Below are 18,232 nucleotides of genomic sequence, written 5' to 3'. Positions count from 1 at the left end.
CGGCCATGAACGCTACCCCCGTAACTGACCAGACACGCGTTGTCGGAGGGGCCCCGGAACCGCGTCGTTCGGCCGGTACCTTCTTGCGCGCTCAGATCCAGCAGTCGCTCGCCTTTGCGACGCTCGTCGTGCTGCTCGTGTTCTTCTCCATTGCGAGCAGCAACTTCTTCACCTGGAGCAATATCTCCGGGATTTTGCTCTCGACGGCCGTGATCGGCATTCTCGCCCTCGGCACCACCTTCGTAATCATCACCGGCGGAATCGACCTGTCCATCGGCACGGGCATGACGCTCGCGGCGGTCATGACCGGTATCTTCCTGGTGAACATGGAGTTGCCGCTCATCGTCGGAGTGATCGGTGGAATCCTCACCGGCGGGTTGATGGGTTTTGTCAACGGCTTCAATATCGCCGTGCTGCGGCTGCCGCCGTTCATTGCGACCCTCGCGATGATGCTCATCGCGCAGGGCCTCGCGCTCGTCATCTCGGGAGTGCGTCCGATCTACTTCAGCGGCGTCGCCGGGTTCAAGAACATCGCGCTCGGTTCCGTCATCCCAGGCCTGCCCAACGCGGTCCTCATCCTGTTCGCGCTCGCCGTGCTGGCCTATGTGCTGCTGAGCAAGACACTGCTCGGTCGCTACACCTTCGCCATCGGCAGCAATGAGGAAGCAACCCGGCTGTCGGGGGTGGACACTCGCAAGTGGAAGATCGTGATCTACACCGTCGCGGGTCTGTTCACCGGAATCGCCGGGGTCGTCATCGGAGCCCGGCTGGATTCCGCCCAGCCTCAGTTGGGCACCGGCTATGAGCTGCAGGCCATCGCCGCCGTCATCATCGGCGGAACGTCGCTGTTGGGTGGTCGGGGATCGATTCTCGGCACCCTGATCGGCGCCCTGATCATGAGCGTGCTGATCAACGGTCTGCGCATCATGTCGATTCAAACCGAATGGCAGAACGTGGTCATCGGTGTCGTTATTCTGATCGCGGTATTCACCGATGCACTGCGTCAGCGCCGGGGTAATTCTTAGCTGTCACGGGGCATGCACGTCGATTTCTGAAATCGGTTGCATCCGCGTGATTACGGCAATGTAACGATCGTGTACCTGCCTGTACTTATCCCGTATTTTTCGCACTTATCTCGCTAGCATTACGTGACTGCTACACAGCTGTCCGCCGAAGAAACAATGGAGTTAATCGATGAAAAAGCAAATTGTCTTTCTGGCCGCTGCGGCTGCTATCTCGCTCGCCCTGGCCGGCTGTTCGGCCGGCGGTACCGATGCCGGAGCGGATGCCGCGAACGGCGACAAGCCGTACATCGCCCTGATCTCCAAGGGCTTCCAGCACCAGTTCTGGCAGGCCGTCAAGAGCGGGGCTGAAAGCAAGGCCGCCGAGCTCGGCGTGACCGTAACGTTCGAGGGTCCCGCCTCCGAAACCGAGGTCGACAGCCAGCTGCAGATGCTGCAGGCCGCCATCGACAAGAAGCCCGATGCCATCGGCTACGCGGCGCTCGACCCCGAAGCGTGCGTGTCACTGATGGACGCGGCGAAGGCGGCGGAGATTCCCGTGGTTCAGTTCGACGCCGGTTGCAACAGTGAGTACCCGTTGAGCATCGCCAAAACCGACAGCCTCGGCGCCGGCGCACTCGCGGCCGACCACATGGCCGAGCTCATCGGCGGCAAGGGTGAGGTCGGCATCGTCGGTCACAGCCAGATCAACTCCACTGGTGTCGAACGTCGCGACGGATTCGTCGACCAGATGGCGGCGGAGTACCCGGACATCACCATCGTTGACATTCAGTACGGCGACGGTGACCACCTGAAGTCGGCGGATATCGCCAAGGCCATGATCGCCGCACACCCTGACCTCAAGGGCCTGTACGGAACCAACGAGGGCTCGGCCATCGGTATCGTGAACGCGGTCGGCGAGCTGGGGCTGGCTGCCGGTGAACTCACCGTCATCGGTTTCGACTCCGGTCAGGCTCAGATGGATGCCATCACCAATGGCCTGATGGCCGGCGCGATCACGCAGAACCCCATCGGGATCGGCGAGGCAACGGTTCAGGCCGCCTTCGACGCTATCAATGGCAAGACTCCCGCGAAGATCATCGACACCGGATACTTCTGGTTCGACAAGACCAACATGGAAGACCCTGAGATCGCAGCCGTTCTCTACAAGTAGTCACACGGCCTGATCACGCAAAGCAGCCCCCACCCGATCGGGTGGGGGCTGCTTTGTGTGATCAGCGGATGTAATTAGACGGCGACGTCACCGCACAGGTGTACGAGAACGCCGAGCTCTGCAAAGAGTGCCGCCTTGGCCACCAGCGCGCGGTCCGCGGTGTCGGCATCCGGTGCATAGACAACCTGCGCGTGGTTGGCCTTGTGTCGGCCCATCAGCTGGTTGCGCGTGACGCCGTTCAGCACAGCGTGCATGATCGGCCACTGCGGGTCGGTGGCATCCAGGCGGCGCTGGGTCTCAGCGGCGGGGAGGTCCGCGACGTGACCCCGGCCAAGGTCCACGTGCAGCACGCCATCCATGATGAAAACGCGGGACCAGACGATTTCACCCGGTTTGGACACTCCGCTGAGTGTTCCTCCGCCCAGCGGGAAGAACATCGGTGGCTGACGCATGCTGTAGCTCTTGTCGTAGCCGCCGTTGTGAGAGGCCGGAACCGATCCGGAAATCTCGAAAACCCAGACGAACTCCCCGTTGTACTCCTCGCCCCAGCGCACATCGTGCAGCGTGTTCGCCGGGTCGAGCCCCATGGCGGTCCAGACCCGGTTGGTGATCAGCGCATCGACAGCCACTCCCTCATCCACTTCGTTGAAGTGCGGCAGAGCCGCTCCGGCGTACAGCTCGCGCTGGCCGTCACGGGAGAAGACCGGAGGGCGTTCGACGTTGTTCAGGAGGCCTTCGGCGAGGTCGCTGGCCGGCACGAGGTCCTTGAGGCCTTGCTGGTATTGAATACCGACGGCGTCGAGGCCGAAGTCATCCGATATGCGCAGCGCGGCGATGTACATCTTGAACTGGCTGTGCACCTGGGCGGGGGTGAGCTCGGTGGCATCGTCCGGGCCGAAGTGGAACGTGAACCCGGCGTTGTCCAGCCAGGCCTTGACCGTGTCGGCTTCCGCGTCGGTGACCAGGGCCATTTCGGCGAACAGGGCGCTCTGGGACAGGCGCTCCTTGTAGATGCCGAGCGGGTTGAGCAGCTCGTCGTCGATGATGGCGTTGTACATGCCCATGCAACCCTCGTCGAAGATTCCGATGATGGCTTGTTCCTGCTGCAACTGGTGCGCCAGGGCAACGCCGAGGGCGACTTCGGGGCTGGCCGCATCAAGCGCGGGAAGATCGCGAACGTGGCTCTCGTCGGGAATGATCCGTCCGGTCTCCAGCCAGGTTTCAAGCTGCGACACGGCCCACTCGTCGGTGAAGTCCTCGCTCCAGAGAGAGGAGTAGGCGATGCCGGCCTTGGTGAGGCTCGCGGTGAGATTGAGCAGGCCGACCAGTCCGGGGTAGTCTCCGGCCCAGTTGGCCACGACGAGAATGGGGCCCCGGTGGGCGCGCAGGCCGGCGAGCACATGGTGGCTGTACTGCCAGACGGCCTCAACCACCACAATCGGGGCGTCACTGGGGATGGTCTTGAAAACCTCGATGCCCATGCGCTGGCTGTCGATGAAACCGTGGCCGCTCGCAGTGTCGGCGGCGTGCCCTCGCTTTACGCTCCAACCGAACCGATTCACCGCTGAACCGAAGTCCGCTTCGAGTTGCTGCTGGGTGGGCCAGCACTTGAGGTTCGCAGCCTGGCGGAGGTCTCCGCTCGTCACGGTGAAAATCGTGCGCTCGGGCGTCGATGCCCGGGTGAGCGGTGTGGGCAGGAGGTAGCTGGTCATACATGACTCGCTTTCTGATATTTGGTGTCGGTTTGTGTCGCGGTCGGTGAAAGGGAAGGGGAATCCGCTCGGCTCTGCCGAGCGGCGAGGGAGTGGGAAATATCCCGGGTAGCCGGGTACAGGTCGCGATACAACCCGTACAGCTCGTCGTAATCGGCACGAACCGCGGGATCGGGCTGTCGCACCTCGGCGGGCGGGTTCCACGAGTCGATATCTGCAGTTGAGACGGCGAGAGCGGCGAGAAAGGCAGCGCCGAAGCTCGCTCCGATCAGCACGCTCGGGATCACCTGAGGAAGCCCCGTGACATCACTGACGATCTGGGTCCAGAGGTCGCCCTGGGCGCCGCCGCCGACGGCCACGATGCGCTCAATCGAACCGCCGGCCAGCTGCATGGCTTCGATGTTGTGCCGCACTCCGAATGCCGTCGCCTCCAGGGCGGCGCGGTACAGATCGCCCGCCGTGTGGGAAATGGTCAGGCCGGCGATGACACCGCGGGCATTGGGATCTTGAATCGGGGTGCGTTCCCCCGCGAAGTAGGGCAGCATAAGCAACCCACGCGCCCCCGGACCGGATGCCGCCGCCAGGGCGAGCAGCTCGGGAAAGTCACCGGCGCCGAGCAGGTCGCGCAGCCAACCGGTGATCGCACCCGACGTGGCCATGCCGCCCGCGAGGTTATGCGTGCCGGGGAAGGCGCCGACCGTGCCCCAGAGGCCGACGGCCGTGACCGGTTCAGGAACCGTATTGACCAGAAACATGGTGGTTCCGTACATGAGCATGAGATCTCCGGGATGCTGGGCGCCCACGCTCACCGCCTCGGACCAGGCGTCGATCGTGCCGGCGATCACGGGGATGCCCGCGGGCAGCCCCGACTCGGCGGCGGCGGCATCCGTGATGTGGCCAGCGATGTCGCCGGGCCAGCACAGGGCCGGGAGTTCGATCGGTCCGGCTAGCGGCCGCGCCCATGGTTCGTGCCAAGCGTGTGCGCCGGCGTCGTAGAGCGGGGTGCACTGACTGGCGGAGTGGTGGTCGAGCACGTAGGCGCCGGTGAGGTTCCAGGCCAGCCAGGAGCTCGGCATGAAGAGCCGGCGTGATTGAGCGAAGACTGCGGGTTCGTTGTCCGCGAGCCAGGCCAGCTTGGGGCCAACGGCCTGGGTTGACAGCGCCGACCCGGCGCGAGCCATGATGACGTCGTCGCCGCCCAGCGCGTGGGTGAGGTCGGCGATCTGCTGGGTCGCACGGGTGTCAATCCCGTAGAGGATGGCTGGTCGCAGCGGAATTCCGGAGGCGTCGGTGACCAGGACACACGGCCCCATTCCACTGACTCCCACTGCGATGATGTGAACGTTGTCGTCTGAGGCCGCATCGAGCAGTTCGCGGGAGATGGCGACGAATTCGCTCCACCAGAGGTCGGCATCCATCTCGACCCAGCCGTCTCGGGGCCGGGACGGGTCGTGCGATCGGCTGGCCGAGTGCAGCACGGTTCCGTCGAGCGTCACGAGCACGCCCTTGCTGCTGGACGTGCCGATATCTACGCCGATAATCGCATCAATGCTCATGGAGCCAGCCTAAATGAAATCGATTTCAGGGTCAACAATGCGGCCCCTGAACGCGGAGGTCTGATCAGGAGAGATTGCTGAGTGTGATGGTGCGAGGAGGTTGATCGTCACCGCGAAGGCGCTCGATCAGCAGCCGAGCTGCGGCTTCACCGAGCAGGCGTGCCGGCAGGGGGATCACGGTCACCCCACGGGGCGACAGAGTGGCAAACGGCAGGTCACCGAAACTGGCGACACCCACTACGGGTGGGGTGAGATCCCGCTCGATCAGTGCTCGCAGGGCTCCGACGGCCATAAGGTTGTTCGCGACGAAAACGGCGTCCGGTGGTTCCGGCAGATTCAGCAGCTCCAACATCGCCGTATGGCCGCCATCCACGCGAAAATCGGCGTGCCGCAAATACCGGTCAACGCTCCCTGACGCCGCGGCATCGGCATCGACGATCTCTCGCCAACCGTCGGCGCGGGCCTCGGCTGTTCTGCCGCCGCGTGGCCCCGTGATGCAGCCGATGCGCCGAAAGCCTTGCTCCAGCAGGGCCCGCGTCGCATCGCGTCCGCCCGCGACGTTGTCAACGGTCACGGTATCGATCTCAGGCAGGCTGCGATCAACGGCCACCACGGGGCGCCCGCGCCGGATGAGGGGGGTCAGATTAACCTGATCGGTTGCGGCGGCGAGAATGATGCCGGCCATGTTCTCTGAGACGACGACATCGAGATAACGGGCCTCCTTGGCGGCATCCTCATCGGTGTTGCACAGCACGACCGAGTAGCCGGATTGCTGAGCCACGTCTTCCACGCCGCGCGCCAATGCCGTGAAGAACGGGTTCTCGATGTCCGGAATGATCAGCGCGATGACCTCAGACGACTGCTTTCGAAGCGTGCGAGCGGTGCGGTTGGGCGTGAAAGACAGCCGCTCGGCCGCCGCACGAACCCGGTCGCTGCGTTCCGCCGAGACGGTGATGCCGTTGAAAACGCGGGACACGGTGGCCGGGGAGACTCCCGCAAGCGCGGCGACGTCATAAATCGTGGCCATGTAGGTCCTTTCCTGCAAGCGACTCAACCTTACTGAACGTTATCGGCGCCCGCCGCGCGGGCGCGACAGAAGCGGCACCGGCGCAGTTCACGCCGGGGTCCAGGTGAGAAATTGTGCGGCATTGGTGCGGAGTATCCGCTCCACCTGCTCGTTCCCGATCCGGGCGCGCAGGGCGGGAAGGTAGCGGTTCCCGAGATAGGCCAAGCCCGGCATTCCCCCGTAGGAGACGTAGCGGCTCCGGCGCGCCACGTCGCCGCCGATCAGCAGCCGGTTCAGGCCACCACCAGCGACGACGGCTTCGGTGAGCGTGAGTAGTTCGGCATCGCTGCGCGTGCGCGGGCGGGCGATGCCGTCATAGCCGAGCCAGGCGCCCCGGGCCACCAGCTCCAGATGCAGGGCGGGGTTCGGGTCGCGATCAGCGTGCGCGAGCACAACTCGTTGCGGTGGCACACCGAAACCCTCCAGCAGATCGAGCACTTCGTGGGCCGCCGTGCAGTATTCCAGGTGCACCATGATCGGCGCCCCGGACGCCGCGTGAGCGAGGGCAACCGCCTCGAGCGTTTGCCGTTCGAACGGCGAGATCGACCAGTAACCGATCCCGGCCTTCAGCAGACCGGCGCGCACGGGATCGCCGGTCGGCGTCACGGCCCGTGTCGGCTGATCATCTCGTATCGGCATGCCGTCGTGCAGGTCGGCCAGGAACAGGGCGGCGCGACTGCCGGCATCCAGCTGACGAAGCCAGTGTTCGGCCGAGTAGTGGGCATCGCGATGGGCGCCGGTTGCGGCAATCACGGTGAGCCCCGACGAAGCACTGATTCGAGCCACCGCCTCCGGGTTGCGACCGAGCCCGACCGGGGTCGCGTCGACCATGGCATCAAACCCGCTCGCCCGTAACAGTCGGGCTTCACTGCCGGATGCCGCCTCGTCGTTCAGCTCGTCACCGAGCAGCAGCGGACTGACCTGAAAGAGGTGCTCGTGATAGTCGACCAGACCCAGCGTGGCTGGATCGACGTCGCCGAGAACGCTGCGAATCATGTTCATCGTGCAGCCAGCGCGGCCTCGGAGAGGCGGCTCACCAGGTCGTCGGTGAGCTCGATAGTGAACACCTCGGCGATGACCTGCGACCAGCCATGGATGAAGTAGCGCCAGCCGTCTATGACGGTGAGCTCCGCGGAATCCGCTTGCGCACGTGCCTGCGCCAGAAACTCCAAGCTGCCGCGGTAATTGAACTCCCAGACATACGCAGCTTCGGGAAACCTTGTGTCGTCCGGAACTGGGCTGCCCGGGCGATCCTTACCGAGCCCGCTGGCATTGACGATGAGGCTGTGCGCGGGGGCATCGGCAAGCACGGTCCTTGTGGTTTCGGGGCTTTCGACCAGAACAAAACGGATCAGCTCGGCGGGAGTTCCGCGGCGAAGGTGCACCGCGCGCAAATGGTCAAGTCGACCCTGGTCCGTATCGGTGACAACGATCCGCTCTGGCCGGTCGGCCCGCCCGGCCAGATACCAGGAGAGGGCGCCGCCGGCACCGCCGGCACCCAGACACACGACGTGGCCTCCCGTGCGGGTGAAGTGATCGTCGGGGAGGAATTCCTGCGCGGCGAGCCCCGCCGTCAGGGGGTCCTTGGCGTGGCCGATGAGCCGGCCATTTCTCTTGGCAATACTCGAGAGTTCTCCGCCGACGGTGCTGAACTCGTCGAGCTCGTCGAACAGGTCGTGGGTGGCCGCAAACAGACCCATTTTGTGGGTGGTCACCAGGGCGCCCCAGTGATTCGGGTCGTCCCTGATCTGCTGCACGAGGTGAACGTACTGCTGGGGTGTGGCGTCGATCGCCAGGTCGTGACCGATCAGCGTGCGCGTCGGGAGACCGAGGATATCGGCCCAGGTCGGAAAGATTTTCATGATCGACGATTTCTCGGTGCTCACCCCGACAAATCCCATATAGCCGCTCATGCCCGTACCTCTGCCGGGTCCAGGCGGGTGCCGGCGGACACGAATTGAGCGGCGAGACGTTGGATATTGTCGTAGCGCCCGGCGGCGAGATCGGCGGCAGAGACCAAATCGCTGCCGGCTCCGACTGCGATCGCTCCGGCATCGAACCAGGCGCCGATGTTGCCCGGAGTGACACCGCCCGTCGGCATGAACGGAACAGCCGGGAACGGTCCGCGAAGGGACCGGAGAAAGGCCGGGCCGCCGAGTGAGGCAGGAAATATCTTCACCACATCGGTTCCGTATTCCGCCGCGGCCATGATTTCACTCGGAGTGAGCGCCCCGGTCATCACGAGCAGCCCCGTGGCCTTCATCGCCGCGGTGAGCTTGGGCCGGGTGCCAGGGCTGACCAGAAAGGCCGCGCCGGCATCCGCTGCTCGGCGCGCTTCATCGGCGGTCGTGACCGTGCCCGCGCCGAGGTAGACGGTGTCGCCGTACCGGGCGCACAGCTCGCGGATGACGGCGGGCGCGTCGGGGGTGGAGTAGGTGATCTCCAGCCCGGTGACCCCGCCGGCCACGAGGGCATCCGCTGCCCGCAGGGCTACGTCGGCGGAGGGGGCGCGCAGAACGGCCAGAATGCGGGTGCCGGCGAGGCGATTTAAGGAATTCTGCATGATCACGCTTTCGAGGAGACGGGATTGGCGGGGGAATCGCCGGCGAGAACGGAGAGTAGGTTGCTCACGGCCATCGAACTCATGGTGTCGACGGCCTGGGTGGTCTGGGCGCCGAAATGCGGGGTGACGATCACTCGGTCCTGCAGCTCGGCCGCCAGCAGAGGGGAGGACAGCCCCCGGGTATCGCCCGCGAGGGTGTCGGCGGCGAACCCGGCGATGCGCTGCGAGCGGAGGGCCTGTGCGAGAGCATGTTCATCGACGAGTTCCGGTCGCGCCGTGTTGACGACCACGAGCCCCGGCCGCGCGTGGGCAAGCCAGGCATCGGAGACGATGCAGGTGCCGCCGGGGCTGTGCAGGGTGACCAGATCGCACTCCTCCGCCATGGCAAGCACTCCGATCGGCATCGCTCCTCCGTCGCTGATGGCGTCATTGCTCAGCCAGGGATCGTGCGCGACGATCCGTGGGCCGAAACCACGGAGGCGTCGAGCGACACCCTGGCCGATTCGGCCGAATCCGACAATGCCGACGGTGAGGGCACCGAGCTCTCGCCCGCGGTGCACAGTCCAGTCGTTGGCTCGAACGCGACGGTCTCCCGCCGTCGTGCCGCGCAAGATCGCGAGCATGAGGCCGACGGCATGGTCGGCGACCGCGTCACTATTGGCGCCGGGCGTATTGGTGACGACGATTCCACGTTCTTCTGCCGCGGCAACGTCGACGGATTCGATGCCCACCCCGTAACGGGCGATCACGCGCAGTTGTGGCGCCGCGTCGAGATGTTCCGGAGTGATCTCACCGGTTCCGGCGATCCACCCGACAGCGTTGCGCAGGAGGCCCTGAAGAACGTCGAGCTCGTGGCTGGCCGGGCCCGTGACGACCGTGTGGCCGGCATCCGAAAGACGGCCTGCTTCATCGCTGTTGCCCGACGAAAAGGACCGACTGGTGACCAGAACGGTGCCCATCAGCGCCCTGCCCGGGTGGCGAACCACGGTTGGAGGCACTCGTAGCCCTCGACGAAAACGGCATAGCGGGCGAGGTACTCGGCGTGACGATCACGGTCGGGGGAGAACTCCGCGGACACCTCCGAGAGGCCGCGAGCCGCCCCGAAGTCATCGACGAGTCCAAGCCCGACTGCCGCCGTGACCGCGGCGCCGAGACTGTTGGCCTCTTCAACGATGGTGCGCCGTCGCACGGGGATTCCCCAGACGTCCGCGAGGATCTGCAGCCAGGCATCACTGGCGGCCCCGCCGCCGATCGCATCAACGCGCTCGATGGCGGAGCCCGAGTCCCGGAAGGCCTGCAGGCAGGTGAACAGGTTGAAGGCGACGCCCTCGAGAACGGCCCGCGTCATTTCGGCGCGTCCGTGATGACGGTTGATTCCGATGAAGGATCCGGCGGCATCCGGATTCCAATAGGGTGAGCGCTCGCCAAGCAGGTAGGGCAAAAAGTAGAGCCCGCTCGACGAAGCGGATGCCGTCGATGCTGCGGAGACCAGGGCGGCGAGGCCTGTGCTGGAGGGCTCGGGGTGGAGGAGTTCCGACACCCAGGCGAGGCCGCCGCCGCCGGCCTGCATCGTTGCCGTGGGCACGTACTGGCCGGGAACCACATGGTCGAAGGTCATGGTTCGCCGCAGCGGGTCGTGCACCGGCGTGGCACTTGCGAAGGAGATCCAGGACGAGGTCCCCAAACACACGTAGGCACCGTCTTCGGGTGCCACGATGCCCGCACCGACCGCCGCAATCGGGCCGTCGCCGCCGCCGAGCACAACGCGCGTGGTGACCGCCAATCCGGTCTCGCGTGCCGCTTCGGGGGTGAGGGTGCCGACGACGGCGGTGGCGTCAAGGATGTCGGGGAAGAGACGAGCGTCAAGACCGGCAGCCTCCAGCATTTCCGTCGACCACTCGCCGCGGGTTTGATCGTAGGCGTTCGTGGCGGAGGCGTCGGAGCGATCGGTGACCAGACGCCCGGTGAGTCGCTGCACCACGAAGTCTTTCGCCAAACAGAAGTGGCGAACCCGCGAAAATGTCTCGGGCTCGTTGTCGCGAACCCACATGATTTTTTCCAGCGAGTACGTGGGGTTGAGGCGATGCCCCGTCAACGCGTACGCCCGATCCTGGCCGATGACGCGTTCGAGATGTTCGGTCTGGGCCGTGCTGCGGGTATCGGCCCAGATGAGCGCGGCGCGAACGGGCCGGTATGCGGCATCCAGCAGCACCGCGCTCATCATCTGGCCGCTCACCACCAGGCCGGTCACCTGTGCCGGGTCGGTGCCGGACCGCGCGAGCAGACCCCGGGTGGCTTCCACGACCGCCCGCCACCAGTCGTCGGGGTTCTGCTCCGCGACGCCGTTGTCGGCGAAGCGGGCGCTGTAGTTCACGGTGACGGAGGTCACAAGCCGTCCATCGTCGCGGTGCAGGGATGCCTTGTTCCCGGTGGTGCCGAGGTCGTGCGAGATGATCACGGCCGGGCGCCCGTGAAGTAATCCCGAAAGACAACACCGTCGTTTTCTGTGCATACTCGCTGGCCGAGACCGTGCTCGAGTACCCAGCCATAGTCATGACCCGCGCCGCCGGGGTAGACGGCGAGGAACGAATACGGTTCCTTGCCGACATTGACGCTGCGGTGGGCCCAGCCCGGGGGAATGTAGCCGATGGTGCCTGGGGTCATGTCCACCCAGTTTGTGCTGGTTCCGTCAAACATGAGCAGGCCGCCGCTGCCCGAAATGCCGAGGTAGATTTCGCCCTGATGGTTGGGGTGCTGGTGGCCCTTGGTCATCCAGAATTCACCGCCGGTGACGCCGGGCTGAATGGTCGTGATCGATTGGGGAAGCTCGCGGTCGATTTCCGGGACGCGGCTCGACACGACCGAGTAGACGATCGGGTCGCCGTCAGCGAGGGCCGAGAGCCAGGCATCCTGGTCGAGGAACAGGCCTTCGAGGTCGGACATGCGCCTGGTGAGAGTCGGTCCGGCGGGGCTGAGGGTGCCGGCAGCGTGATCGAAACGGATACTCATGGGCAAAACGGGCAGTTCGGAGTAATCAGACACGTCGTCTCCTGGCTCAGCGGCAGCGGCGGTGCTGCCGGTTCAGCGTAACCTGTAATTACATGTCACGTGTAATTACAGGTTGTATTCATCCGTCGTAGCAGCGGCCTCCGCGGCGGGGATCCCGGTATGGCGCAGCGCTGCCGTGCTCTGGGTGGCGGACGACGCACTCAGCTGAAACTCGAAACGACTGCGGTCACCGCGGTGATGGGCAATGAAATACTCCATCGGCTGTTCGTTTTCGTCATAGCTAATGCTGCGCAGCACGAGCAGGGCCCGGCCGATTCCGACCTTCAGCAGTGCCGCCTGCGCGCGATCGGCGGATGCTGCTTCAGCGGACCGAACACCGCGTACCGCGCGAACTCCGTGGTTGGCCAGCAGCGCATAGAGCGATTGATCTCGAAGGTCTTCCTGCAAAACCAGCAACCCGATATCGTGCGGCAAATACGTTGTGGTCCAGGACCACGGTTCTTCGTCGACATAGCGCAGCCGTTCGATCACGACGACCGGCGATCGCGGCGGCACTGCGAGCGAATCGGCAACGTCGTCGTCTGCCTCGATGATCTCCTGTCGGCGCACCTCGCTGCGAACGTGCCCCCCGCGGGCGGCGACTTCTTCGTATAAACCGGTCAGCGTGTGCACGAGGCTTTCCGGCACCTTCTGACGCGCGACGAATGTGCCTTTGCCTTTGACTCGTTCGATCACCCCCTGGTACTCGAGCTGGGCCAGCGCCTGCCGCACGACCGTGCGCGAAACCTGGAACTGCTCGCATAACCGGTGCTCGCCCGGAAGGATGTCGCCGGCCCGCAATCCCTGACTGGCAATATCGTCGAGGATGCGGTTCTTGAGCTGGTGATACATGGGCGTCGCCGCCTGGCGATCGATTCCCGGCGGGTTGTGCGGATCGAGGTGAGTGGCGTGCGTCTGTTTGGTCATCGGTCAGGCTTTCATCGCGCGCATAGCGGTGTGGCGAGTGAGCAGAGTCTCGACGTCAGCGCGCGAGGGGAGGCTGGGTGAGGCGCCGCGCTTGGTCACGGTGAGTGCGCCGGCGGCCATGGCGCGGCCGATGGCATCCGGCAGGTCGTGACCGAGGGCGAGGGCCGCACCGAGGTATCCGGCGAAGGCATCCCCTGCTGCCGTTGTGTCAACAGACTGAACGGGAATCGCGTCGAAATGTTTGATCTCGGTTGCAGACACCAGGAGCGCGCCTGCCGCCGACATGGTGATCAGCGCGTAGCGAACGCCCCGGTCGACGAACCATCGTCCCGCGGCGGTGGCGGATTCGAGGTCGGTCACGACTATGCCGGTCAGCAGCCTGGCCTCGGTCTCGTTCGGTGTCACGATGTCGATGAGCGGCCAGATCGCATCGTCGAGCACGGTCGCGGGGGCCGGGTCGAGGATCACGGTGAGTCCGGCCTCGTGCCCTTTTCGAATCGAATACTGCGTGAGTGCCCACGGAATCTCAAGCTGGGTCAACAGCACCGTCGATGACCCGGCCCGGGCACTGAACGCGGCATCGATCTGCGCTTCACTGAGGGAGGAATTCGCGAGGGGCACCATGACAATGTCATTCTCGCCGGAATCATCAACCCGGATGTGGGCGATTCCGCTGGGTCCGGAGACTCGACGAACGTGCTCGGTGTTGACCCCGGCGTTCTGCAGACCTTCGGTCAACAGCGGCGAGAACAGATCGGTGCCCACGCACGAGACCATGTGTGCCGAGCTCCCGGCGAGGGCCGCGGCGATCGCCTGGTTGGCGCCCTTCCCGCCCAGCACGAGCGTGAAGTCATCCCCCAGAATGGTCTCGCCCCGAGCGGGAAGACGGTGCGAAAAAGTAGTGAGGTCGGCCGTGATGCTCCCCACGATCAGGACTCCACCGGATGGGGGTGCCGACGACTCTGTCTGGCTCATTTTTTCCTTTCGCACCGCTGGCGTCGCTTTGACGTGTAATTACATTACCGGACAGGTCGGGACAGATCCCAGTGTCTCGTTGCTACTGTCGAGTATCAGCCAGAGCCGGCGGATCGAAAGGAAGCTCCCACATGAGCCGAGAACGTCGCTTGTATGTTGACAGTGCAGAAGCCGACGAGGTCGGCGAGTTGCTTCGTGATGGGCTCGTGCACGGCGTGACGACGAACCCCACGATTCTCGAGCGGGCTGACCGCTCGGTTGCGGATGCCCCGGAACTGTATGCGCGCTGGATCGCGGAGGGCGCACACGAAGTCTTCTTCCAGGCCTGGGGTGAGAGCCGCGGCGCACTGCTCCGCACTGCCGAGGGGATACTGGCGCTCGGACCCGAGGTCGTCGTCAAGGTCCCCGCCACACGCGAAGGGTTCGTCGTCGCCGCCGAGCTGAGCAGAGCCGGTGCGCCGGTGCTGCTGACCGCGGTCTATTCGCCGGCCCAGGCGCTGATGGCGGCGACTCTGGGCGTGCGCTATATCGCGCCGTACCTCGGGCGGATGCAGGATAGCGGTCTGGACGGTATCGCCGAGATAGCGGTGATGACGGCCGTCGTGGCCGGGTCCGGCACCGATGTGTTGGCAGCGAGCCTGCGCACGCCGGACGCGATCGTGGCGCTCGCCGCGGTGGGCGTGCCGTATTTCACGGCCGCACCGGCGGTCATCCTGGCGGTGTTGCACCACGATGTGAGCGACCGTTCGAGCGAGGAGTTCGAGGCGGCCGTTGCGCGCGGTTTGCAGGGAGCCTAGTCCGCCTCAGGCAGCGGCCACCGCGTCGCGCAGCCACTGTTCGATTCCCGAGATGTGCACGGTGGTCAGGGCCTGCGCGAGGTCTGCGTCGTGGCGTTCCAGGGCGTCGGCGATCGCCTTGTGTTCGGCCAGTGTGCGTTCGACGGAGTGTTCCTGGGTGAGTCCGCGCCAGATCCGGGCGCGAATCGTGTGGCTCGACAGCGAGTCGATCAGACTCGCCAGATAGGTATTTCCGGCCGCCGCCGCGATGGCGCCGTGAAAGTGGATGTCTGCCGCCACCAGACCCTCGACATCGGTCGACTCGTTCACCAGTTCCAGAAGCGCCCGCAACTCGGCCAGCTCCTGGGGGCTCATCCGTACGGCGGCCAGTGCCGCTGCGGCCGGCTCCAGAATGCGGCGCACCGCGAACAGCTCCAGGATGGATGAGTCCGTGTGCAGATCGGTGATGAAGGTCATCGCTTCCAGCAGCAGACGTGGCTCGAGGCTCGTGACGTAGGTTCCGTCGCCTCGCCGCACGTCGAGCACACGGATCACCTCCAGCGCCTTGACGGCTTCCCGGAGAGAACTGCGCGAGAGCCCCAGCCGCTCGCTCAGCTCCTTCTCCGGGGGGAGCTTGTCCCGGGGTTTGATCTCACCGGACAAGATCATGTCCTTGATCTTGAGGATCGCTTCGTCGGTCACAGCCATGGAGAGATCCTACCTTTGAGACAGGTTCCCGGTGGAGGGAGAAACTCAGCGCGGAGCTGCCGGGCTTTCCTCGACGAAGCTTCGATCGAGTCCGGCCGCGGCGTAGATGGCATCGATGGCGATCATATTGTTCAGCGAGTCAGCGCCCTCCGTGGGCAGCGCCGTGTGATTCTTCAGGCCCACGATGATCGCTTCGAGCTGGTGATCGTAGGTGGTCCGGCCGCGCACGGTGCTCACGCGGGTTATCCCGTCGATGGTTTCGCTGATGCTGTGGCCCGCGGAGGGAAAGACGAGATTGTTCACGTGCAGAGTGCCGAGGGTGCCCACGATGTCGAGCGTTGATATCTCGGTCGGGCCGGCATCCATGCTCGCCGTGATGCGCGCGGTTGTCCCCGACGGGAAGCGTAGCTCCGTGTCAATGCTGCTGTCAGCGCCGAGTGGGTTCGTTGCGGCGATCGCGCTGACGACGGTGGGCTCCTCATTCATCAGTGCGCGAACCCAGTGCAGCGGATAACAGCCCAGGTCCATCAGCGCCCCACCGCCGAGTTTCGGATCGTGACGGATGCCGCTCGGCTCGAAAGCATTGCTGACCGAGAAATCCGCGCGCAGCGAGACGATGTCGCCCAATCGCTTCGAGGCGACCAGGGCATCGATTTCGAGGCTGAGCGGGTGGTAGCGGTCGTGGAAGGCCTCGATGAGCCGCCGGCCGGTGGCATCGGCCGCTTTCAGCATCCGCTCGGCCTGCACCGCGTTCATGGCGAACGGCTTTTCGCACAAAACATCCTTGCCGGCTTCGAGTGCCGCGATGGACCACTCGGCGTGTTCGGACGGGGGCAGGGAGTTGTAAACCAGGTCGATGTCGGGGTCGGCCAGCAACGCGCGGTAGTCGTCGTAGGAACGTTCAATGCCGTGAGTTGCTGCGTAGGCGGCGGCGGTTGATGCACGGCGCGAGGCGACGGCGACTATGGCGACGTCTTCTCGGCGCGCAGCCGGGTGGATGACAGCTGCGGGGGCGATTCCTGACGCACCCAGAATGCCGATACGGAGCACGATGTCTTCTTTCCGAAAGCTGTCGTTGAGCGTTGAGCGTTGAGCGTTGAGCGTTGAGCGTTGAGCGTTGAGCCATGCGCCGGCGGCGATGCCGGGATTGTGACGTGCGAGAAGCAAAAGCCCTGATGAATTGCTGAACCGCACACTCTCGGCAATGCTAGCAAGTAGCCTCAACGCCTGACGCGCGCGCCGGCATCCGCTCACCGCGCCCGTTACCGGTCATCGCACCAGCCAGAACTGGCGCGGAGCCCCGCGCTAGACGATCTGCTGCTGGGATGCCTTGACCGGCAGGAGGAGGAGCAGGCCGAGCAGCAGCACGAGCATGATGCCGAGGATTCCCCAGTAGGTGGCGCCGAAGATCGACACGAAGACGGCGAAGGCGGTGGGTGCCAGAAAGCTCACGGCGCGGCCGGTCGTGGCGTAGAGCCCGAACACCTCGCCCTCGCGCCCGGCCGGAATGAGCCGGGCGAGAAAGGTGCGACTGCCAGATTGGGCCGGCCCGACGAACAGACACAGGGCGAGGCCTGCGGTCCAGAACACGATCTGGCCGCCGTCGTGCAGCAGGAAGACCAGCATGCCGCTCACGAGCAGGCCCACCAGGGCCGTCACGATCACCGGCTTCGCGCCCAGGCGGTCGTCGAGCACCCCGACCGCCATGGTGGCGATGCCGGCCACCACGTTGGCGGCGATGGCGAAAATGATGACTTCGCCCGGTGAGAAGCCGAAAACGGATGCCGCCAGCACGCCGCCGAAGGTGAACACGCCGGCCAGACCGTCACGAAAAATAGCGCTCGCCAGCAGAAAATATACGGTCTGGCGGCTCGTGGTCCACAGCCGCTTGATGTCGCGAGCGAGCACGACGTAGCTCTGGAAGAAGCCGACCTTGACTCGCCGTTCGGCGGCGGGGGCGCGGTGCTCAGGGACGCGCAGCAATAGCGGCAGCGCGAAGAGTCCGAACCAGGCGGCGGCCACCAACATGGTGACCCGCACGGCCAAGCCGTTCTCGCTGGTCACGCCGAACAACCCCAACTCGGGAGCGATGAAACCGAAGTAGACGATGAGCAACAGCACGATGCCGCCCAGATACCCCATGCCCCAGCCGAAGCCGCTGACCCTGCCGATGGTGCGGGGAGTCGATACCTGGCCGAGCATCGCGTTGTAGTTGACGCTGGCGAACTCGAAGAATACATTTCCGGCCGCGAGCAGCACGAGCCCGAGCAACAGATAGCTGGGGCTGGCCTCAACGAAAAACATCGCTGTGGTGAGGCCGACGACGGCGAAGGTATTGGCCCCCAGCCAGAATTTGCGCCGGCCGGAGGTGTCGGAGCGCTGCCCCGTGATCGGTGCCAGCACGGCGACGAGGAGTCCGGCTATGGCGAGGGCCCAGCCCAGTTGCGCGGAAACGACGGCTTCGTCGCCGAACGCTGAACCGGTGAGGTAGACACTGAAGACGAACGTCGTAACGACCGCGTTGAAGGCCGCCGACCCCCAGTCCCAGAATGCCCAGGCCGCCACCCGACCACGCGTTGGAGGGGCACCCGCGTCTACGGCGACAGTCTCGGTCATGTGCACAATCTACTGCCCCGGGGTAAGTATCCGGATTTGCCGACCAGCGGCATCCGCTTTGAAAGTTGAGCCACTCACACTCAACTTTCAGCCGCAGAAATTGACAGGGA

General features: G+C 65.0%; 17 protein-coding genes. 3 read left to right on the top strand and 14 right to left on the bottom strand.

All coding sequences use genetic code 11. The features are described from left to right. The first annotated feature begins 5 nt into the window (after positions 1-5). The gene (locus E3T46_RS02715; RefSeq protein ID WP_134577362.1) at positions 6-1,025 is read left to right on the top strand and encodes an ABC transporter permease; all 1,020 of its coding nucleotides are present in this window, start codon (positions 6-8) and stop codon (positions 1,023-1,025) included. A gap of 169 nt (positions 1,026-1,194) precedes the next feature. After that, positions 1,195-2,175 (top strand): ABC transporter substrate-binding protein, encoded by a 981-nt coding sequence (locus E3T46_RS02710; RefSeq protein ID WP_134577361.1) that lies wholly within the window; start codon positions 1,195-1,197, stop codon positions 2,173-2,175. Positions 2,176-2,249: 74 nt separating this feature from the next. Here the strand turns inward: E3T46_RS02710 and E3T46_RS02705 are convergent, their stop codons facing one another. The 11 genes from E3T46_RS02705 to E3T46_RS02655 form a co-directional block, all read right to left on the bottom strand. Beyond that, complete coding sequence (locus E3T46_RS02705) at positions 2,250-3,887, bottom strand: fucose isomerase (protein WP_134577360.1); 1,638 nt, start codon at positions 3,885-3,887, stop codon at positions 2,250-2,252. Continuing rightward, entirely contained in the window at positions 3,884-5,443 is a 1,560-nt protein-coding gene (locus E3T46_RS02700; protein ID WP_174845370.1) for an FGGY-family carbohydrate kinase, read from the bottom strand. Before E3T46_RS02700 ends, E3T46_RS02705 begins: the two co-directional genes overlap by 4 nt. Before the next feature lie 64 nt (positions 5,444-5,507). Continuing rightward, positions 5,508-6,470 (bottom strand): LacI family DNA-binding transcriptional regulator, encoded by a 963-nt coding sequence (locus E3T46_RS02695; RefSeq protein ID WP_134577359.1) that lies wholly within the window; start codon positions 6,468-6,470, stop codon positions 5,508-5,510. Between the two features lie 87 nt (positions 6,471-6,557). Next, complete coding sequence (locus E3T46_RS02690; protein WP_134577358.1) at positions 6,558-7,511, bottom strand: aryldialkylphosphatase; 954 nt, start codon at positions 7,509-7,511, stop codon at positions 6,558-6,560. Next, positions 7,508-8,422 carry a shikimate dehydrogenase gene (locus E3T46_RS02685; protein WP_134577357.1) on the bottom strand — a complete coding sequence of 305 codons (915 nt, stop codon included), beginning with the start codon at positions 8,420-8,422 and terminating at the stop codon, positions 7,508-7,510. Before E3T46_RS02685 ends, E3T46_RS02690 begins: the two co-directional genes overlap by 4 nt. Then, entirely contained in the window at positions 8,419-9,072 is a 654-nt protein-coding gene (locus E3T46_RS02680) for a bifunctional 4-hydroxy-2-oxoglutarate aldolase/2-dehydro-3-deoxy-phosphogluconate aldolase (protein ID WP_134577356.1), read from the bottom strand. The genes E3T46_RS02685 and E3T46_RS02680 overlap by 4 nt, the downstream gene beginning before the upstream one ends. 2 nt (positions 9,073-9,074) lie before the next feature. After that, positions 9,075-10,031: an NAD(P)-dependent oxidoreductase gene (locus tag E3T46_RS02675; RefSeq protein ID WP_134577355.1), complete on the bottom strand. Its 957-nt coding sequence runs from the start codon at positions 10,029-10,031 to the stop codon at positions 9,075-9,077. Next, complete coding sequence (gene xylB, locus E3T46_RS02670; RefSeq protein ID WP_134577354.1) at positions 10,031-11,530, bottom strand: xylulokinase; 1,500 nt, start codon at positions 11,528-11,530, stop codon at positions 10,031-10,033. The genes E3T46_RS02675 and xylB overlap by 1 nt, the downstream gene beginning before the upstream one ends. Beyond that, a complete protein-coding gene (locus tag E3T46_RS02665; protein ID WP_241980416.1) occupies positions 11,527-12,114 on the bottom strand; it encodes a glucose-6-phosphate isomerase family protein in 588 nt (195 codons plus the stop codon). Before E3T46_RS02665 ends, xylB begins: the two co-directional genes overlap by 4 nt. 72 nt (positions 12,115-12,186) lie before the next feature. Then, entirely contained in the window at positions 12,187-13,047 is an 861-nt protein-coding gene (locus tag E3T46_RS02660; protein ID WP_134577353.1) for a GntR family transcriptional regulator, read from the bottom strand. A 3-nt stretch (positions 13,048-13,050) separates the two neighbouring features. Then, positions 13,051-14,022, bottom strand: coding sequence for a ribokinase (locus E3T46_RS02655; RefSeq protein WP_134577352.1), 972 nt, complete (start codon positions 14,020-14,022; stop codon positions 13,051-13,053). 131 nt (positions 14,023-14,153) lie between these two features. Between E3T46_RS02655 and E3T46_RS02650 the strand changes: the two genes are divergently transcribed. Further along, positions 14,154-14,819 carry a transaldolase family protein gene (locus tag E3T46_RS02650; protein WP_134443391.1) on the top strand — a complete coding sequence of 222 codons (666 nt, stop codon included), beginning with the start codon at positions 14,154-14,156 and terminating at the stop codon, positions 14,817-14,819. Between the two features lie 6 nt (positions 14,820-14,825). Here E3T46_RS02650 and E3T46_RS02645 read toward each other — a convergent pair whose 3' ends face one another. The 3 genes from E3T46_RS02645 to E3T46_RS02635 form a co-directional block, all read right to left on the bottom strand. Continuing rightward, complete coding sequence (locus E3T46_RS02645; protein WP_134443390.1) at positions 14,826-15,506, bottom strand: FCD domain-containing protein; 681 nt, start codon at positions 15,504-15,506, stop codon at positions 14,826-14,828. 45 nt (positions 15,507-15,551) lie between these two features. Then, positions 15,552-16,673: a Gfo/Idh/MocA family oxidoreductase gene (locus tag E3T46_RS02640; RefSeq protein WP_241980415.1), complete on the bottom strand. Its 1,122-nt coding sequence runs from the start codon at positions 16,671-16,673 to the stop codon at positions 15,552-15,554. A gap of 138 nt (positions 16,674-16,811) precedes the next feature. After that, on the bottom strand, positions 16,812-18,122 hold the full coding sequence (locus tag E3T46_RS02635; protein WP_134577351.1) for an MFS transporter: 1,311 nt from the start codon (positions 18,120-18,122) through the stop codon (positions 16,812-16,814). Positions 18,123-18,232 lie beyond the last annotated feature (110 nt).

The organism is Cryobacterium sp. Hh11 (assembly GCF_004404045.1).
GTDB classification, from domain to species: Bacteria; Actinomycetota; Actinomycetes; order Actinomycetales; family Microbacteriaceae; genus Cryobacterium; species Cryobacterium levicorallinum.
Note: the sequence above shows the minus strand (reverse complement) of the source record. Positions and strands in the feature narration are given on the sequence as shown.